This window comes from Shewanella sp. MTB7 (assembly GCF_027571385.1).
Classification (GTDB): domain Bacteria; phylum Pseudomonadota; class Gammaproteobacteria; order Enterobacterales; family Shewanellaceae; genus Shewanella.
This window is the reverse complement of the sequence record NZ_CP085636.1, coordinates 2,624,818-2,642,382: the sequence shown is the minus strand read 5'-3', so window position 1 is coordinate 2,642,382 and position 17,565 is coordinate 2,624,818. Positions and strand designations below refer to the sequence as shown.

Sequence of the window (17,565 nt, the reverse complement as noted above, 5' to 3'; positions counted from 1 at the left end):
CTCCTATGCGGTCAATGCTGCGAGTGATGCCACATCGTTAACTGCTTTGGCAGTAAGCGAGCGATCAATGCGTTTTGCAAGTCCAGTAAGCACTTTTCCTGGTCCGATTTCATATAAGTTAGTCACACCCATGTTCGCAATAGTTGTCACGGTGTCAGCCCAAAGTACCGGACAGTATAACTGCCTTACAAGCGCATTTTTGATATCTTCGCCTGATGTAGGTGCAGCAACATCAACATTATTAATCACATTAATCTTTGGCACGTTAAATTCTATAGACGCTAACGCAAGGGCTAATTTATCCGCCGCTGGTCGCATCAACTCACAGTGAGAAGGCACACTAACAGGCAAAGCCACAACCATTTTAGCCCCCGCCTCTTTGCATAGAGCGGCTGCACGTTCAACCGCCGCTTTACTGCCAGCGATGACCACCTGTCCAGGACTATTATAGTTAACAGGGCTCACCACTTCGCCTTGTGAAGCTTGTTCACAAGCCTTGGCAATGACATCATTATCTAAACCTATGATGGCAAACATAGCGCCGCTACCAGCTGGTACCGCTTGCTGCATCAACTGACCACGCAATTGGACTAACTTAACTGCCTCAGTAAAATCGATGACACCTGCGCACACTAACGCTGAGTACTCACCTAAGCTATGACCTGCGAGTACGCTCGGTAGTGGCTTGCCACTGGCTGCAAACACACGCCATATTGCCACGCTGGCTACCAATAGTGCAGGTTGTGTTTTGTCGGTTTCATTGAGTGTTTCGACAGGCCCTTGCTGTACCAGTTCCCAGAGGTCATAGCCCAATACATCACTTGCTTGAGAGAAAGTTTGAGCCACAATGTCGTGCTCAGTAGCAAGTTCTGCCAACATCCCAATGGCTTGAGATCCTTGGCCAGGGAAGATAAAAGCTGAATTTTCCATGAATTCTACCTATCACATTCAAGATAAAAATTAATTGCTGCTTTAACAGTAATTAAAAACGAACTAATGCACTGCCCCAGGCAAAGCCTGCGCCAAATGCTTCTAACATCACTAAATGACCACGTTGAATACGACCATCACGAACAGCTTCATCAAGGGCTATCGGCACAGATGCCGCTGACGTATTACCATGCTTCGCTAGCGTCAGTACCACTTTGTCTAAGCTCATATTAAGTTTTTTAGCGGTAGCCTTAATAATACGGAAGTTGGCTTGATGTGGTACTAACCAATCGATTTCTGATTTATCAATCTGGTTAATACGTAACGTTTCGGTCACAACATGGGAAAGTTGGGTCACAGCCACTTTGAAGACATCATTGCCTTTCATGGTCATGTACCCAAGAGCTGCTGTTGATTCCCCTGTTCGTGAAGGGAATAAACATTTAAGAAGATCACCCTGTCTACCATCAGCATAAATATGTGTCGACAAAATACCCGGTTCGCTTGATGCTCCGATAACAACCGCACCAGCGCCATCACCAAACAAAATTATAGTGCTGCGATCTTCTGGTGCGCACAAACGCGATAAGACGTCGGCACCAATCACTAGCACTTTTTTAGCCATGCCAGATTTAACATACTGATCGGCAATTGATAGCGCATATACAAAGCCCGAACAAGCGGCTGCAATATCAAAAGCAGGAATAGTATGGACGCCAAGCATAGCTTGAATTTCACACGCTGCAGCAGGAAATGCATTACTTGCACTCGTGGTACCGCAAACGATCATATCGAGTTCACTCGCCTCGATTCCGGCCATCTCTAGTGCTCTCTTCGCCGCTTCAAAACCCATAGTCGATACCGACTCATCAGAAGCAGCAATCCTGCGCTCAGAGATACCTGTACGTTCAACAATCCACTGGTCATTGGTTTCTACCATCTTTTCCAGATCTTGATTGCTGCGCACTTGTGCTGGTAGATAGCTACCAGTTCCAAGAATTTTTGTATGCATATTAAGGAGGTATCAGTTATTAATATCTAAAAGAATCGACTCAAGACGTTCTTCAATCATCTTTGGGAGTCTACGTTGCGCCTCGGTCACTGCAAGTGTTATCGCTTGCAAATAAGCAGATTCATCAGCGCTGCCATGACTTTTTACGACTATTCCGCGCAATCCTATCAAACTTGCACCATTGTAGTGGTCGGGGTTCATCTGTTTAAGGACAGAATTTATTCGAGGGGCGATCAGTTTGGCCATTAATCGCACAAAAAAACCTTTAGTTAATCCTTGTTCCAACTGACTAACTAACAATTTTGCGATTCCTTCAGACGTTTTCAAGGTAATATTACCCACAAAACCATCACATACAATGACATCAACATTTCCGGAATAAATATCATTACCTTCAATAAAGCCCACATAGTTAATTTGTGGGCATTGTTGTAAAAGCTGCCCCGCTTGTTGTACTTGATCGTTACCCTTTATCTCTTCAATACCCACATTTAACAGGGCAACTTTAGGGTAACTTTCCTTATCAACAGCTTCACACAATACTGAGCCCATGACTGCGAATTGGAAAAGAGTTTCAGAACAACAAGACACATTGGCTCCAAGATCGAGTAGATACACAGGAGTATTGTTCACAGCGGGTAAACAACAGACCAGTGCGGGTCTATCAATACCAGGTAACGTCTTAAGCAGCACTTTAGCAATTGCCATCAATGCACCGGTATTCCCGGCACTCAAACACGCCTGTGCTTTTCCATCACGAACTTGCTCAATGGCTAAACGCATAGAGCTTTGTTTACGATTTCTGAGGGCATGAACAGGACGATCCGACATACTGACAACTTCTGTCGTATGGATAATCTCAATTCTTTGACGAATACTGAATTCAGCCTTGATGAGAAAGAATTCTATTTCAGGCTGGTTGCCAACAAGGACAACATGTAGAAAAGGATATAAATGAAGTGCCTGCAAAGTTGCAGGCACTGTGACACGGGGGCCATAATCGCCCCCCATCACATCTAACGCAAGCGTCAGATTTGTCATAAAGGTATCAACAATTACTTGTTAATAACCTTTACACCGCGATAAAAACCATCCGCAGTCACGTTGTGACGACGGTGTAGTTCACCACTCGTTGAATCCACTGACAATTGAGGAGTACTCAATGAATCATGTGAACGGCGCATTCCGCGCTTTGAACGAGATTTTTTATTCTTTTGTACAGCCATTTTGACCTGTCTCCTAGGTTACTTGCTCTTCAGTTTTTCTAACACTGCAAACGGATTTGGACGTTCCTCTTGAGAAGGTTCAATCTCGCCTACAACTATGTCTTGATCACCTTTACTACAACTTTCGTCAGAATGCATTGGTATCAAGGGCATAGCAATTATCAATTCATCTTCAATCAATTGATGCAGACGAACCTCGCCTATTTCATTACACTCAATAGGGTCATACGCATCCGGGAGCTCATCGATTTCATTTCCATTCCCATAAGGAGTAAAATTGAAGTCGACCGTAACCTTTGTAGTATATAGTGTCATGCAACGTTGACAGTTCAGAGTGAGCTCCGTCACAGCCTTCCCTCTAAGGTAGACTATCCCCTGTATATCTTCGCCACATTCAATCGACACTACCACATCGGAACAGTCGCCGGCACTTAACTCATTTAATCGCTTTAACTGCTTACTAGGAATCGCACCTTCATAAGAAAGCTGACTCGCAGCAGCGCGTGTTGGATCAATTGAAACCGGTATCTTTACTGTTTGCATAAGGCGCGCATATTATAGTTTGAAATCCTTAGAGTCAAAGGAAAATTAGCCTTCTTGTAATAAGAACGTTGATTTACCGAATTTTCGAGCTCTAAAAACATAAATTAATGGATAGTAAATTTTACCCAAGCTAGAAGATTTACTCAAGCTACTCACGCTCAAAATAGAAGCGAACGCACCTTTTTTTGCTAGATAAACAAAAAGAGTGAGGTTTTGAGAACAAACAGAGCTAAACTTCGAAGCTCAATTAGGCTCAACGTTTACGTTTTGACTTTCATAGCGTCTCTTTTACTGATACTAACATGGAACCACATTATGTCACCCCGTCTAATTCTCGCTTCAACCTCCCCATTTAGAAAGCAACTATTGGCGAAATTAAATATTCCCTTCGATACTTGTTCGCCCGATATTAATGAATCCCCTTATGAAGGTGAGTCTCCAGAAAATTTAGTGATGCGTCTCGCTCAAGAAAAAGCCATTGAGGGCGCTTCACAATACACTCAAGGACTGGTTATCGGATCTGATCAAGTCGCCGTTATTAATGGGACTATTGTAGGTAAACCACACACACATGAAAAAGCAGTAGAGCAGCTGACACGCGCGTCTAATCAAATCATCACTTTTTATACAGGGCTGACATTACACAATATAAGTACTGGTCAGAGTGACACTCGTGTTGAAACTTTTAATGTACACTTTAGAAAGCTCACTCCAGAACAGATCGAATATTACCTGCAAACTGAACGACCTTACTTCTGTGCAGGAAGTTTTAAATGTGAAGGTTTAGGCATCGCTCTTTTTACACAATTAGAAGGTAAAGATCCTAATACCTTGGTTGGCTTACCTCTAATCACTCTAATTGACATGCTAGCAACCCAAGGTTATGAGGTACTGACTTCAAAACCGCTAGTCTAAAAACTCACTATCCGCAAATAAAAACTCTGAGTTCAGTCAGAAAAACTGCATTTACCGAAATCACAACTACAATATATTACAAGGGGCGAGAAGGTCGACATTATAACGCCCCATTTTCCAATCAAAAAACACACTAATTCACCTCTTTAGACACGGAAGTCTGAACACTGTTATTTTTGGGAATGGTCGATGACTGATATTGAAGAAGCACTGGCACTACTCGCTGCCCCCTGTACTGACGAACGTTTTTTTCAACGCGCATTAAAAGCACTTGCACTTGTAACCCAATGCCGCTGGGCTGCCTTTGGCAGACCCTCAGAAATCATTGGAAAAGCCGAAGTGGTTGCCTTTTGTGATCTGAAACACAATGTACCTGGGTTCGAGTTAAATCTAGATGGCTCCCCTTGTGAACATATTTATCAACAAAGGTACCCCGATACTCATCTACTTTATGCCAAAGATCTGCAGACTCGCTTTCCTAACTTTCAACTCATCAAAGATCTTGGAGCTAACAGCTACCAAGCCGAACTGATTCTAGATGATGATGGCAACCCAGTTGGCCATATTTTAGTCATGGACACATTGCCACAAACTGAAAGTATGAAGTCTAAAGAGTTTTTTAGGTTACTTGCACAACGGATTGGAGTGGAATATAAACGTCTACTCATTTCTCGAGAGCTCGCGCTCCATAAACAGATGATTGCAGTGACAGAACACTTAATGTCGTTTGTCGATGATTCTTATACTTACCATATTGTTTCCAAAGGTTACGAAAGCTTATTCAATAAGCTTGGAAAGGATATTGTCGGCAAGACTGTCGAACAGGTGCATGGTGCACAAGTATTTAATGAACAGCTCAAACCACTAATTGATCGCACCCTAAAAGGAGAAACCATACGGACACAAGAATGGATCCACCCTCCCCACCTTACAAGTCCGCAGTACATAAATATACTTCACAATCCTTACTACAATGAAAAAGGACAGATTGTCGGTGTTATTGTTTCGGCCCACAATATTACTGACATTCACGCAGCAAAAGAGAAGAGCCAACACTTGGCAAATCATGACCCATTAACAGGCTTGTTAAATCGACGAGCACTATTTGAAGTTATGGAAAATAAATTAAGATCACAAGAAATGGGCCAAATGCAACTTGCTGTCCTCTATATTGATCTAGATGGATTTCAACAGATCAACGATCAATATGGTCACCATCAGGGTGACGAAGTACTAAGGTATGTTGCTGCTAGAATTGAAGATGCGGCAGGAGACAATGAGATTGTTGCTCGCATTGGCGGCGATGAATTTATCGTACTGGCAAGCTTATCACATGGGGCGTTATTTGAAGATTATCAACTACAGGTCGAAGATCTGTGTGACAGATTCTCCAACCAACTTTTTATCGATATTGATATAAAAGGACAAAGTTTACCCATGTCTGCCAGTATTGGTCATTATTTAGTGAATGACGTTAATATGGATCTTTCCTCTATCATCTGTAAGGCTGATAAAGATATGTATGATAACAAACGTAATGAAAAGCTAGAATTCATTTCATGGAAAACAGCATATATACGTCAGCCTCCCTCGCAATAAACATCCAGTTTAAGCCACTGGTATAGTTTACACTGAATATAGCACTAAGAATGGACACAAAGGGCCCGCATATGCAGCCCTTTATACAAACCAAATTTAACAGTGTCAATCTCAAACGTGTTAATTCTAGTGACCTAATCTAGTGACCTAAATAACTCAGTAACTCCAGCGGTGAGTTAATAATAGCCTTTGGATTCGCACTACGTAACTTATCTGCATCATGAGCACCATAACTGACACCAATGGCATCAATACCTGCATTGTTAGCCATATTAAGGTCATGAACAGAATCACCAATCATCACCGCTTTGTCTGGTGCAACATTCAGTTCAGCTAATAATTGAAGAATCATCCCAGGATTAGGTTTACTCATCGCTTCATCGGCACAGCGACTAGCAACAAAGTGCACACCAAGTCCAGTTTCATTCAATACCCGATTTAATCCCGCTCTGGCTTTCCCTGTTGCAACAGCCAACTGATAACCTGAAACATTAAGTTGCTGAACGAGAGATTCAGCCCCTTCAAACAGAGGGCTAGGCGTATCGTTGAGTTCGAGATACTGTTGTCGATACATATCCTTCATCAGGCTATAAACACTGTCATCACCATCTGGGTGTAATATGCTTAACGCTTCCCCCATTGAGAGACCTATAATATCACGCACTGCCATCTCTAATGGTACAGGTAACTCGAGTACCCTTGCAGTTTGTTGCATACAGGCGACGATTTTACCCACAGAGTCCATCAGGGTTCCATCCCAATCGAATATCACCAACTCATAATGCATCATACTTTTACCAGTCTATCTAAGGTCTGGATCAAAATAGGATCTAAAGGCGCTTTAACAATCATCACCTCTTCAGTCCCTGGATGAATAAACCTTAATTGTGCAGCATGAAGGAAGAGTCGATTTAGCCCGAGCGCTCTTAAACTGTCATCATACTTTTGCTCACTGTACTTATCGTCACACGCAATAGGATGTCCCGTATATTGACAATGTACTCGAATTTGATGAGTTCGGCCGGTTACAGGACTGGCTTGCACAAGAGTACTTCCCTGGTAACGCTGTAAAATCTTAAAACGAGTCTCACACTCTTTACCTTCTTGATTGACTCGCACAATACGCTCACCAGACTTTAAGGTGAGCTTCAATAATGGCGCTTTAATCGCCTTATCTTTAGCTTGCCAAGTCCCTTTTACCAACGCTTGATAATCTTTCTGCATTTTCTTAAATCTAAGTTGATCATGCAGGTGTCTCAGAGCACTACGCTTCTTGGCAATAAGTAAAACGCCTGACGTATCTTTATCCAGACGATGAGCTAACTCCAAGAATTTCTGAGTCGGACGTAACGAACGCATGGCTTCGATAATACCAAAATCGATACCACTACCACCATGAACCGCAAGCCCAGCGGGTTTATTTAACACGATGAGATGTTTATCTTCAAACAGAATACGTTCTTCTAACTGCGACACTTTACTTAAGTTGGCTGACGGCCCCGGACGCTCTGCATTGTCCGATACCCGCACTGGCGGAATTCTGACAATATCGCCGTCTTGCAGTTTATATTCAGGTTTAATTCGCTTTTTATTAACCCTGACTTCACCTTTACGCACGATCCGATAAATCATGCTTTTTGGCACACCTTTCAGTTTAGCCAGTAAATAATTGTCTATACGTTGACCAACATGATCTTCATCGATTGTAACAAGCTGGACTTTTACTTTTGGAAGTTCGGTATTCATGGTGCGCCTATATGTACATCAAGGAGCGTATTGTACAACAAGTTATAAGAATTTTGTGCCTTTCCATTTGCTGAATTTATTGATTATTGCTATATTCCATCCGTGGTTGGGGATAAATAGTGAAAAATATGTTCACAATATCCACCACACTCGCGCAAGAAGCGGAGACTAAAATGCTTTTTTCTTTGTAGTAAATAATTGATTTGCAAGTCGTTTTTTAAATATAAAACCGAAAATGAGTTTTAACGACTAAACAGAGTAACAAGTCCACGTTTTAACGTGGTTTCTCCAAGAATCGCGCCCCAAATTCGAAGATTAATTTTAACTCATCATCAAATGAACACGATTCGATTTTGGCATTACTGGAAAGTATTGAATAATTTATGGGGTTGGTTGACGTTTTACAACGAATTCCTTGTTTTTGTAAACATTAAAAAATAAGCCATAAATGGATGCGACACGCAGCGAATGCGTCTTACAGAAATGCGCACCTTGCCTAGACACTAGCCGTGAGGCTCAGTTACGAATGCTAGGCCCGTAATGCAACGAAAAGTCGTTTGATGACCTTATTTTAGAAGAATTAAGTCATAATGAAACGGATGTTAATTAATGCAACTCAATCTGAAGAGTTGCGCGTTGCCCTTGTTGATGGGCAACAACTGTACGATCTCGATATTGAAAGTCCTGGTCATGAGCAGAAAAAAGCCAACATTTACAAAGGTAAAATTACCCGTGTAGAACCCTCTCTCGAAGCCGCGTTTGTTGACTACGGTGCAGAACGTCACGGCTTTTTACCCCTTAAAGAGATCGCCAGAGAATATTTTCCAAAAGGCTACTCTTTCCAAGGTCGTCCAAATATTAAAGAGGTGATTAAAGAGGGACAGGAAGTAGTTATTCAGATAGATAAAGAAGAGCGTGGCAACAAAGGAGCTGCGTTAACAACCTTTATTAGTCTTGCTGGCTCTTACTTGGTTCTTATGCCAAATAACCCTCGTGCAGGTGGTATTTCCCGTCGCATCGAAGGGGATGAGCGTACTGAATTAAAGACCGCTTTGTCTGAGCTTGAAGTGCCACATGGAATGGGCTTAATTGTTCGTACTGCTGGTGTTGGCAAAGATTCAACTGAACTTAAATGGGATCTTAAAGTTCTAGAGCATCATTGGACTGCGATTAGAGAAGCGGCAGACAGTCGTCCTGCACCTTTCTTAATTCATCAGGAAAGTAATGTTATCGTTCGTGCTATTCGTGACTATTTACGTCGTGACGTAGGCGAAGTACTTATTGATCATCCTCGTGTCTTTGAAGATGCTAAACAGCACGTATCTCTGGTTCGTCCTGATTTTGTTGATCGTATTAAGCAGTATGAAGCTGAAGTTCCACTGTTTACTCATTACCAAATTGAAACTCAAATTGAATCTGCTTTCCAACGTGAAGTACGTCTTCCGTCTGGTGGTTCAATTGTTATTGATCCAACTGAAGCACTAACTTCTATCGATATTAACTCTGCCCGTGCAACGAAAGGCAGTGATATTGAAGAAACTGCACTCAATACCAACCTTGAAGCTGCAGACGAGATTGCACGTCAACTACGCCTACGAGATTTAGGTGGTCTTGTGGTTATTGATTTCATCGACATGACGCCTGTACGTCATCAACGTGAAGTTGAGAACAGAATGCGCGATGCTGTACATCACGACAGAGCACGTGTTCAACTAGGGCGTATCTCTCGATTTGGTCTGATGGAGATGTCACGTCAGCGTCTTCGCCCTTCTCTTGAAGAATCAGCCGCGCACTTATGTCCACGCTGTCATGGTCAAGGTACTATTCGTGGAACTGAATCTTTAGCGCTTTCCATTTTGCGTTTGATGGAAGAAGAAGCTATAAAAGAGAACACGTCACAAATAGAAGCTGTTGTTCCAGTTGATGTTGCCGCCTTCCTGCTTAACGAGAAGCGTAAAGCTATTCGTATAACAGAACAACGTCATAATGTTGAAATCTATGTGATCCCAGATCCAAATATGACCACACCAGATTATCGCGTTTCACGTCACCGTAAAGATGATCAGATCAGTGAGTCTAGCTACAAACTGCTTGAACAACCTGAAGCTAAACTTTACGAGCCACGTAAGCTAGAGCGTACTGCTTCGCCGGAGCCGGCACTAAAAGGTTTCTCAGCTCCAATTAAAACGGCAGCAGACTTATCTCCTAAGGCTGCTGTAAAAGTAACGCCGAAAAAAGATTCTGAACCAAGCTTAATGGCTAAATTCTTCTCAGCCATTGGTGCACTATTCAAGTCTGAAGAGAAAAAAGAGGCAGAAACTAAGAAGCCTCAGCAATCAGAGCAAAATGCTCAAAACAAGAATGCACGACGCAATACTCGCCGTAATGACCGCCGTCCGCGTGACGACAAAGATCAGTCTAACGATAAGAGAGAGCGTAATCCACGTAACAGCCGTAACAAGAGTGTTGATTCGAATAAAGAGACTCCAGTTAACAAAGAAAAAGATGAGCAAGTTAAACGTCAAGTTCGTCAGGACACGAAACCGACACGTAATCAAAAAAATACTGATGGCGAATCAATTGAGCCGCCAAAGGAAGAAGTAGCAAGAGAGCGTCGTCAACGTCGTAATATGCGTCGTAAAGTTCGCGTAGATAATGAAGCTAGTCTAGAAGTATCTGCCGCTCCACAAGAGCTAGAGCAAGCACAGCCTAAAGCGACTGAAGAGAAGCTGGCACGTCCTAAGCGTCAGCCAAGAAAAGTGAAGTCAAAAACAGAAACTGACGAGGTGACTGCAACTGAACAAACTCTAGAAAGCACATCTCAAGTTGAAGTCGTCAAAACTGAAGTTGAAACATCTCCAATAACGACTGATACACTCTCTGTTGAAGTAGAGTCTATTGCAGCTAGTTCACCAGAAGCTAAGTCAATTGAAGTTAGCAGCGTACCTGCAGATGCGACTGAGAAAGAGTCAGACATCAAGGAGATGACTGAAGACACTATCGATAGCTCTGCTCCCCAGCTTGTTGAAGACAAAGAAGCTGACTCTCGTGATGGTCAACGTCGTAGCCGTCGTAGTCCGCGTCATCTTCGAGCCGCGGGTCAACGTCGTCGTCGTGATGAAGATTCAACAGAAATGTCTACTGACTCAGCTCCTGTTTTTATTACCAATGAAACTGAAGTTGAAAATCAAGCTAATGAATCTAAAGCAGCGTCAATGTCTGCATCTGTAGCTTCAGAGTCTTCTGTATCGGTTGCAACTGCAGCACCTGCTAAGCCTGAAGTACCAGTTAAAACTGAAGCCAATGTATCTGTTCCAACAGCTGCACCTGCTAAGCCTGAAGTACCAGTTAAAGCTGAAGCCAGTGTATCAGTTGCACCAGCTAAGCCTGAAGTGCCTGCTAAAGTAAAAGCCACGGTATCAGTTGCAGCAGCTGCACCTGCAAAGTCTGAAGTGCCTGCTAAAGTAGAAGCCTCTGTATCAGTTGCACCAGCTAAACCTGAAGTAGCAGCTAAAGTCGAAGCTACTGTACCAGCTAAACCTGAAGTGCCAGCTAAAGTAGAAACCACTGTATCGGTTGCGACTGCAGCACCTGCTAAGCCTGAAGTGTCTGCTAAAGTAGAAGCTACTGCATCAGCAGCACCAACTAAACCAGAGATGCCAACTAAAGTGGAAGCTGTTCTCCCTGTAGCTCCACAAGTAGCTCCACAAGTAGCTCCACAAGTAGCTCCACAAGTAGCTCCACAAGTAGCTCCACAAGTAGCTCCTCAAATTGTTACTGCACCAGCTGTAAAAGTAAAACCAGCTAGCGGTAGTCGCTTCGGTACTATGGTGACCTCTGATATGACGAAACCTGTTGTTCAGAGCCGAGAAAATATTGCGACCCCAATGGGCCGTCAATATGAGACGACTGAAGGCTCACAACCAGTTAGAGCAGCTAAAAATGTAAATACAGCAAACTCTGAAATGATTAAGCCATAATCTAATCATTTAGCTGTATTTCAAAAAGCCATGCAGCAATGCATGGCTTTTTCATGTCATATCAATAGGTATATTGCGGATAATTTGTTAGTATTCGCCACCGTAATTCAATGTACACAACATACTAATAACAGGGGCTAAATGTTTGATCTTATTCGTCACAAAACTGCCAGCAGTAAAGCAGATATTCTCTCTGGATTAACAGTTGCACTCGCGCTCGTTCCTGAGGCAGTGGCATTTGCTTTTGTCGCAGGTGTTGAGCCTATGGTAGGTTTATACGCTGCATTTATTATGGGATTAATAACCGCAGTTATCGGTGGACGGCCGGGTATGATCTCTGGTGCAACAGGGGCTATGGCCGTTGTTATGGTTGCGCTTGTTGCTGAACATGGTGTTCCATACTTGTTCGCAGCAGTTGTACTTGCGGGTCTTATTCAAGTAACGTTCGGTTTGTTCAAATTAGGGAAGTTTATTCGTATCGTTCCCTATCCAGTAATGATAGGTTTTGTTAACGGTTTAGCCATTGTGATTTTTCTTGCTCAACTCGGCCAATTTAAAGCACCGGATGCAAATGGTCTTTTAAGCTGGCTCCCCATGGACCAACTCGCTTTAATGCTCGGCCTTGTCCTACTGACAATGGCGATTATTCAGTTTTTACCTAAGCTAACCACAGCAATCCCCTCTTCACTTGCCGCTATTGTGACAGTGACTTTATTAGTCGTGTTCTTAGACCTCGATACACGTACTGTATTAGACTTTCTGAAATCCATGAGTGGTGATGAAAATGCGACAATTGCAGGAAGTTTACCAACCTTTTCAATTCCAGCAGTCTCCTTTAGTTTAGAAACCTTATATATCATTCTGCCCTATTCTCTTATTCTTGCCGCCGTTGGCCTAATCGAATCACTATTAACCTTAACGGTGATAGATGAGATGACCAATACCCGTGGTAAAGGTAACAAAGAGTGCATAGGACAAGGCGTAGGTAATATCACCAGTGGTTTCTTTGGTGCCATGGGTGGTTGCGCCATGATTGGTCAGTCTATGATCAACATAAACTCAGGTGGACGTGGACGTTTATCGGGTATTACCGCGGCACTTGCTCTGCTAGGCTTTATTCTTTTTGGCTCTGCACTAATAGAGATGATCCCATTGGCAGCCCTTGTCGGTGTGATGTTTATGGTTGTACTTGGCACATTCGAATGGGCTAGCTTTAAAGTCATGAGTAAAGTGCCTAAGCATGATGCTTTCGTTATTGTGCTCGTAACCATAGTGACTGTGTTTACCGATCTAGCCTTTGCTGTATTCGTCGGTGTGATTGTATCTGCCCTCGTATTTGCCTGGGAACATGCCAAGCACATCAATGTTGAAGTCAGCGTTGATGCCAATGGTTGGAAAGTTTACAAATTAAATGGACCGCTTTTCTTCGGCTCTGTCGCAGACTTCTTAGACCTCTTTAATTCAAATACCGATCCAGATGATGTAATTGTTGATTTCCAAAATTCTCGAGTGTGTGATCACTCGGCATTGGATGCAATTGATACCTTAGCCGAGCGCTATGGTTCTAGTGGTAAAAAACTGCACCTTAGACACCTGAGTAACGACTGTAAAAAGTTACTTCATAAAGCAGGTGACTTGGTTGAGGTTAATTTAATTGAAGATCCACATTACAAAATTGCAGATGATAAGCTTGATTAATATTGCTATGGCAATATAGCAATAAAAAAGGTGAACCTATGGTTCGCCTTTTTTATTGCTCCTATTTATCTTCAATAGTATCAACTTGATACAAGTCCAAGCAGTGAACAATCATTCAGTGATTTTAGTCACACTTATTTGCTCTACCGCTTTAGCCTCGTTAAACTAGCGCCAGACTAACTAAAAGTGAACAGAGATGAAACTAGAAACCATAGATTACCAAGCACAAGACAATGCTGAAAAGTTTGTAAAATCACTAAGAGAAACTGGCTTTGGTGTGTTGAGTAACCACCCCATCGACAAAGCATTAGTTCAGGCGATTTATGTAGAGTGGCAAGCATTTTTCAATACACAAGAGAAGCGCGACTACCTCTTTAAACCTGAAACACAAGATGGCTTCTTTCCTGCTGAGATCTCTGAAACCGCAAAAGGACATACGGTTAAGGACATTAAAGAGTATTATCATGTTTATCCTTGGGGGCGCATTCCAGATTCGTTAAGAGAAAATATCCTTACCTATTATAAAAAAGCCAATACATTAGCACAAGAACTCCTAGGTTGGATCGAATCTTACGCACCCGATGATGTCAAAGAGAGATTCTCTATGGCGCTTCCACAGATGATCGAAAATAGTCAAAAAACCTTACTCAGGGTACTTCATTACCCTCCTATGTCAGGTGATGAAGAGATGGGGGCTATCCGCGCTGCCGCCCATGAAGATATTAATTTAATCACTGTACTGCCTGCAGCGAATGAACCTGGATTACAAGTACAAGTTAAAGACGGTTCCTGGGTAGATGTCCCCAGTGATTTTGGCAATATCATTATCAATATCGGTGATATGTTGCAAGAAGCCTCTGGTGGATATTATCCATCAACATGTCATAGGGTGATTAACCCCAAAGGCGTTGATAAATCAAAATCACGTGTATCGTTACCACTATTTTTACACCCCAGTCCTGACGTCGTTTTGTCTGACAGATACACAGCAGATAGTTACTTGATGGAGCGATTAAGAGAATTGGGCGTTATTTAACCCTTTCCCTCTAATAAAAGCGCCAAAAGGCGCTTTTTATTTGTTAAAATTTACCTTAACAAGGTAAAATCTCCCCCATTAAGATTTTGAGAGACAGGGCGTTTACATGGCAATTCAGTGGTACCCAGGACATATGCATAAGGCACGTAAAGAGATCGAAGAGGTAATGCCTCAAGTCGATCTGGTTATTGAAGTGCTGGATGCAAGGATCCCTTATAGTAGTGAAAACCCTGTCATATCGATATTACGTGGTGATAAACCCTGTATCAAACTGTTGAATAAATCAGATCTTGCCGATCCTGAAGTTACTCAGCGTTGGATTGAATACTTAGAGCGTGAGCAAGGGGTAAAGGCAATGGCCATCACCACCTTACAAGCCGGTCAAGTTAGAAAAATTCCTGAACTTTGTCGTAAGTTTGTGCCAAGCCGAGACAAGATGGAAAAAGATATCCGTACCATGATAATGGGGATCCCTAACGTAGGTAAATCCACCATCATCAATACGCTAGCAGGTAGAACCATAGCGAAAACAGGTAACGAGCCTGCTGTCACTAAAGTTCAGCAGCGCATAAACCTTAGAAATGGCATTGTACTCTCTGACACGCCTGGCATTTTATGGCCGAAGGTCGATAATGACAAAAGTAGCTATCGCTTAGCGGTCACGGGCGCAATTAAAGATACGGCAATGGAATATGAAGATGTCGCCATGTTTGCTGCTGAGTATTTTCTTCACGCATATCCCGAAGCAATAGCTGAGCGCTACAAGTTAAAAGAGCTTCCTAAAACAGATATTGAACTTTTAGAAGCTATAGGTCGTAGTCGAGGCGCCCTGCGTCCAGGCGGACGTATTGACCTACACAAAGTATCAGAGCTCATACTTCATGAGTTCCGCTCAGGAAAAATGGGGCAACTGTCTTTAGAAACACCTGAGATGGCAGAGATTGAAAAAGCCGAAGTGGCGATCTTAAAAGCGAAAAAAGAGGCGATACAACTCGCTAAAGATGAAGCAGAAATGCTCAAACGTTCGGGTAAACGACATAAGTAAATAGTTTCTAGAGAATGATTGCTCATAAACATAAAAGCCAATAGTTTGCATATTGGCTTTTATGAGAGCATCAACTTGTCATGTAAGAGCATAAAGCTCAGATCCAATTCAAATCGTATTTTCTGTTAGTTTAATAATCAAGTTATCACAGCTCTGTTCAATCAAAAAAGGTTACACACATTTAATGTTTACTCTTTCAACCTTACCCGCAAAAAGCTGGCAAATCTAGGGGTTCCCTTCTGGGTTAATCCAGAATATTTATACGTCACCATAACCCCCACCTCAGGTGGATTTCGACGCTCTTCTAACGTAAAACCCGTACCAATCTTAAAGCGGATCCCTGCTGGAGTTTCAACCAGTATTGAGCCAAGTATGCCCTCAAATTGCCCCTTCCCCTGTATATGACTAATCACTGTTGCTTCGGCATCAAAAAATGGCTTAAGTTTGATTAAATCTTTATTACGACCTGCAATATAGAGCGAAGTTTGATGATGCAGCATAAGCCCCTCTCCGCCTTGATTAACGACGCGTGCCAACCAGGTATCTAATTCATCTAAAGTGGTGACGTGCTTCTGTTCAATAACAGACAAGTAGGCCGATTTATTGGCTAATGTTTTAACAAAATGTTGATATCGAAGTCCAAAAGATAATGAACTTTCAGGGAGATCAAACACCATAAACTTAACCGTTCTCCAGTCATTATCCACCGCAATTTTCCGCCTAACTAAGCCAGACATCTGCTCAAAGGTCCCTCTCCCCATCCATAACTCACCTTCTAACGGGTAGTCAGGGAAACCTTGGGTAAACCATTTTGGGGCTGAAATGGCGTTGTCCCCACGAGTAAACAGCTGCTCTCCATCCCAGTACCCTCTGACACCATCAAGCTTTTCACTCACAAGATAGTCATTTATATCCCCCTCTATTTTGGCATTCGTCGCGAGTTGTATCCGATGTTTTACAGGCTTAGCTGCTGAGTGCAACGGATCTTGATACTTAGCTATTTCATCTAATTGGATGCCTGCTAGTGTTGGAAATATCATCAGGGGAAATAATAGAATTACAAATAACTGATAAAAATGCTTTTTCATAAAACGTTCCTTCGTATAATACCGTCAGATTAATTCCATTAACCTGAAACATGGCTCAATAAAGATGAGTGTAGAACATGAACCAAACTATTTGAAATTGGTCTCATATTTTCACAGTGTTATACTCTTGCGAAAATTCACTGCAAAAAAACAAAATAGCTAACAAATTGACTTTGGACCAATATGAAACCTGAAAATAATCACGGTATTAAACGCGTATTTAGAGCGACGGGCTTCTCAATGAAAGGGCTTAAATCCGCCTGGATACATGAAGCAGCATTTAGACAAGAGCTAGTACTGGCATTTTTAATGCTGCCTATCGCTCTTTTTGTTGATATTAGTACTGTAGAGCGCTTGCTATTGATATTAACCCTGTTCATCGTTTTAATTGTTGAGCTGTTAAATTCAGCTGTTGAGGCTGTTGTAGACAGAGTTGGCGATGAGATTCATGTGCTAAGCGGACAAGCCAAAGATATTGCATCGGCGGCCGTTTTTATGAGCCTTGCTCTGTGCGTCATTACGTGGGCTGTAGTGCTCGGGACGCGCTATCTTTAATTTCATTTAGCATCCTTTCAAACACACTTTAACCACAAAGCCACAAGCGCATACTGTGTTGCCCATTAAAATAAGCTAACTCAGTATGACTTCCGTGCTCGATCCTCATGAAAACAAACTCATTAACACTTTTTTACACAAATCACTCACAAGCGAGTAAAATCTGATACCATAGTACGACAGTTAAGATTC

Annotated in this window: 15 protein-coding genes; 7 read left to right on the top strand and 8 right to left on the bottom strand. The window is 42.4% G+C overall.

Annotation, left to right across the window (positions count from 1 at the left end; genetic code table 11):
• Positions 1-3: 3 nt before the first annotated feature.
• The 5 genes from fabD to yceD are packed head-to-tail and all read right to left on the bottom strand — an operon-like array spanning position 4 to position 3,711.
• Positions 4-930, bottom strand: coding sequence for an ACP S-malonyltransferase (gene fabD / locus HWQ47_RS11205; protein WP_269971198.1), 927 nt, complete (start codon positions 928-930; stop codon positions 4-6).
• A 52-nt stretch (positions 931-982) separates the two neighbouring features.
• The gene (locus tag HWQ47_RS11200; protein ID WP_269971197.1) at positions 983-1,942 is read right to left on the bottom strand and encodes a beta-ketoacyl-ACP synthase III; all 960 of its coding nucleotides are present in this window, start codon (positions 1,940-1,942) and stop codon (positions 983-985) included.
• Between the two features lie 12 nt (positions 1,943-1,954).
• A complete protein-coding gene (plsX, locus tag HWQ47_RS11195; protein ID WP_269971196.1) occupies positions 1,955-2,983 on the bottom strand; it encodes a phosphate acyltransferase PlsX in 1,029 nt (342 codons plus the stop codon).
• A 14-nt stretch (positions 2,984-2,997) separates the two neighbouring features.
• On the bottom strand, positions 2,998-3,168 hold the full coding sequence (gene rpmF, locus HWQ47_RS11190; protein WP_143563628.1) for a 50S ribosomal protein L32: 171 nt from the start codon (positions 3,166-3,168) through the stop codon (positions 2,998-3,000).
• An 18-nt stretch (positions 3,169-3,186) separates the two neighbouring features.
• Complete coding sequence (gene yceD, locus HWQ47_RS11185) at positions 3,187-3,711, bottom strand: 23S rRNA accumulation protein YceD (RefSeq protein WP_269971195.1); 525 nt, start codon at positions 3,709-3,711, stop codon at positions 3,187-3,189.
• Between the two features lie 315 nt (positions 3,712-4,026).
• On the opposite strand from yceD, the gene HWQ47_RS11180 reads away from it, so the two are divergent.
• Positions 4,027-4,626, top strand: coding sequence for a Maf family protein (locus HWQ47_RS11180; RefSeq protein WP_269971194.1), 600 nt, complete (start codon positions 4,027-4,029; stop codon positions 4,624-4,626).
• 189 nt (positions 4,627-4,815) lie between these two features.
• Positions 4,816-6,225: a sensor domain-containing diguanylate cyclase gene (locus tag HWQ47_RS11175; RefSeq protein WP_269971193.1), complete on the top strand. Its 1,410-nt coding sequence runs from the start codon at positions 4,816-4,818 to the stop codon at positions 6,223-6,225.
• A 139-nt stretch (positions 6,226-6,364) separates the two neighbouring features.
• Here HWQ47_RS11175 and HWQ47_RS11170 read toward each other — a convergent pair whose 3' ends face one another.
• Positions 6,365-7,015, bottom strand: a complete 651-nt coding sequence (locus HWQ47_RS11170) for an HAD family hydrolase (RefSeq protein WP_269971192.1) — start codon at positions 7,013-7,015, stop codon at positions 6,365-6,367.
• Positions 7,012-7,971: a 23S rRNA pseudouridine(955/2504/2580) synthase RluC gene (rluC, locus tag HWQ47_RS11165; protein ID WP_269971191.1), complete on the bottom strand. Its 960-nt coding sequence runs from the start codon at positions 7,969-7,971 to the stop codon at positions 7,012-7,014. Before rluC ends, HWQ47_RS11170 begins: the two co-directional genes overlap by 4 nt.
• 590 nt (positions 7,972-8,561) lie before the next feature.
• Between rluC and rne the strand changes: the two genes are divergently transcribed.
• The 4 genes from rne to ylqF all read left to right on the top strand — a co-directional run bounded on the left by rne (position 8,562) and on the right by ylqF (position 15,730).
• Positions 8,562-11,951 (top strand): ribonuclease E, encoded by a 3,390-nt coding sequence (rne, locus tag HWQ47_RS11160; protein ID WP_269971190.1) that lies wholly within the window; start codon positions 8,562-8,564, stop codon positions 11,949-11,951.
• 141 nt (positions 11,952-12,092) lie between these two features.
• A complete protein-coding gene (locus tag HWQ47_RS11155; protein ID WP_269971189.1) occupies positions 12,093-13,649 on the top strand; it encodes a SulP family inorganic anion transporter in 1,557 nt (518 codons plus the stop codon).
• 196 nt (positions 13,650-13,845) lie between these two features.
• Positions 13,846-14,685 carry an isopenicillin N synthase family dioxygenase gene (locus HWQ47_RS11150; RefSeq protein WP_269971188.1) on the top strand — a complete coding sequence of 280 codons (840 nt, stop codon included), beginning with the start codon at positions 13,846-13,848 and terminating at the stop codon, positions 14,683-14,685.
• 106 nt (positions 14,686-14,791) lie between these two features.
• Positions 14,792-15,730: a ribosome biogenesis GTPase YlqF gene (ylqF, locus tag HWQ47_RS11145; RefSeq protein ID WP_269971187.1), complete on the top strand. Its 939-nt coding sequence runs from the start codon at positions 14,792-14,794 to the stop codon at positions 15,728-15,730.
• Positions 15,731-15,918: 188 nt separating this feature from the next.
• Here the strand turns inward: ylqF and HWQ47_RS11140 are convergent, their stop codons facing one another.
• Positions 15,919-16,818 carry a DNA ligase gene (locus tag HWQ47_RS11140; RefSeq protein WP_269971186.1) on the bottom strand — a complete coding sequence of 300 codons (900 nt, stop codon included), beginning with the start codon at positions 16,816-16,818 and terminating at the stop codon, positions 15,919-15,921.
• A 183-nt stretch (positions 16,819-17,001) separates the two neighbouring features.
• Between HWQ47_RS11140 and HWQ47_RS11135 the strand changes: the two genes are divergently transcribed.
• A complete protein-coding gene (locus HWQ47_RS11135; RefSeq protein ID WP_269971185.1) occupies positions 17,002-17,373 on the top strand; it encodes a diacylglycerol kinase in 372 nt (123 codons plus the stop codon).
• The last annotated feature ends 192 nt before the right edge of the window (positions 17,374-17,565 follow it).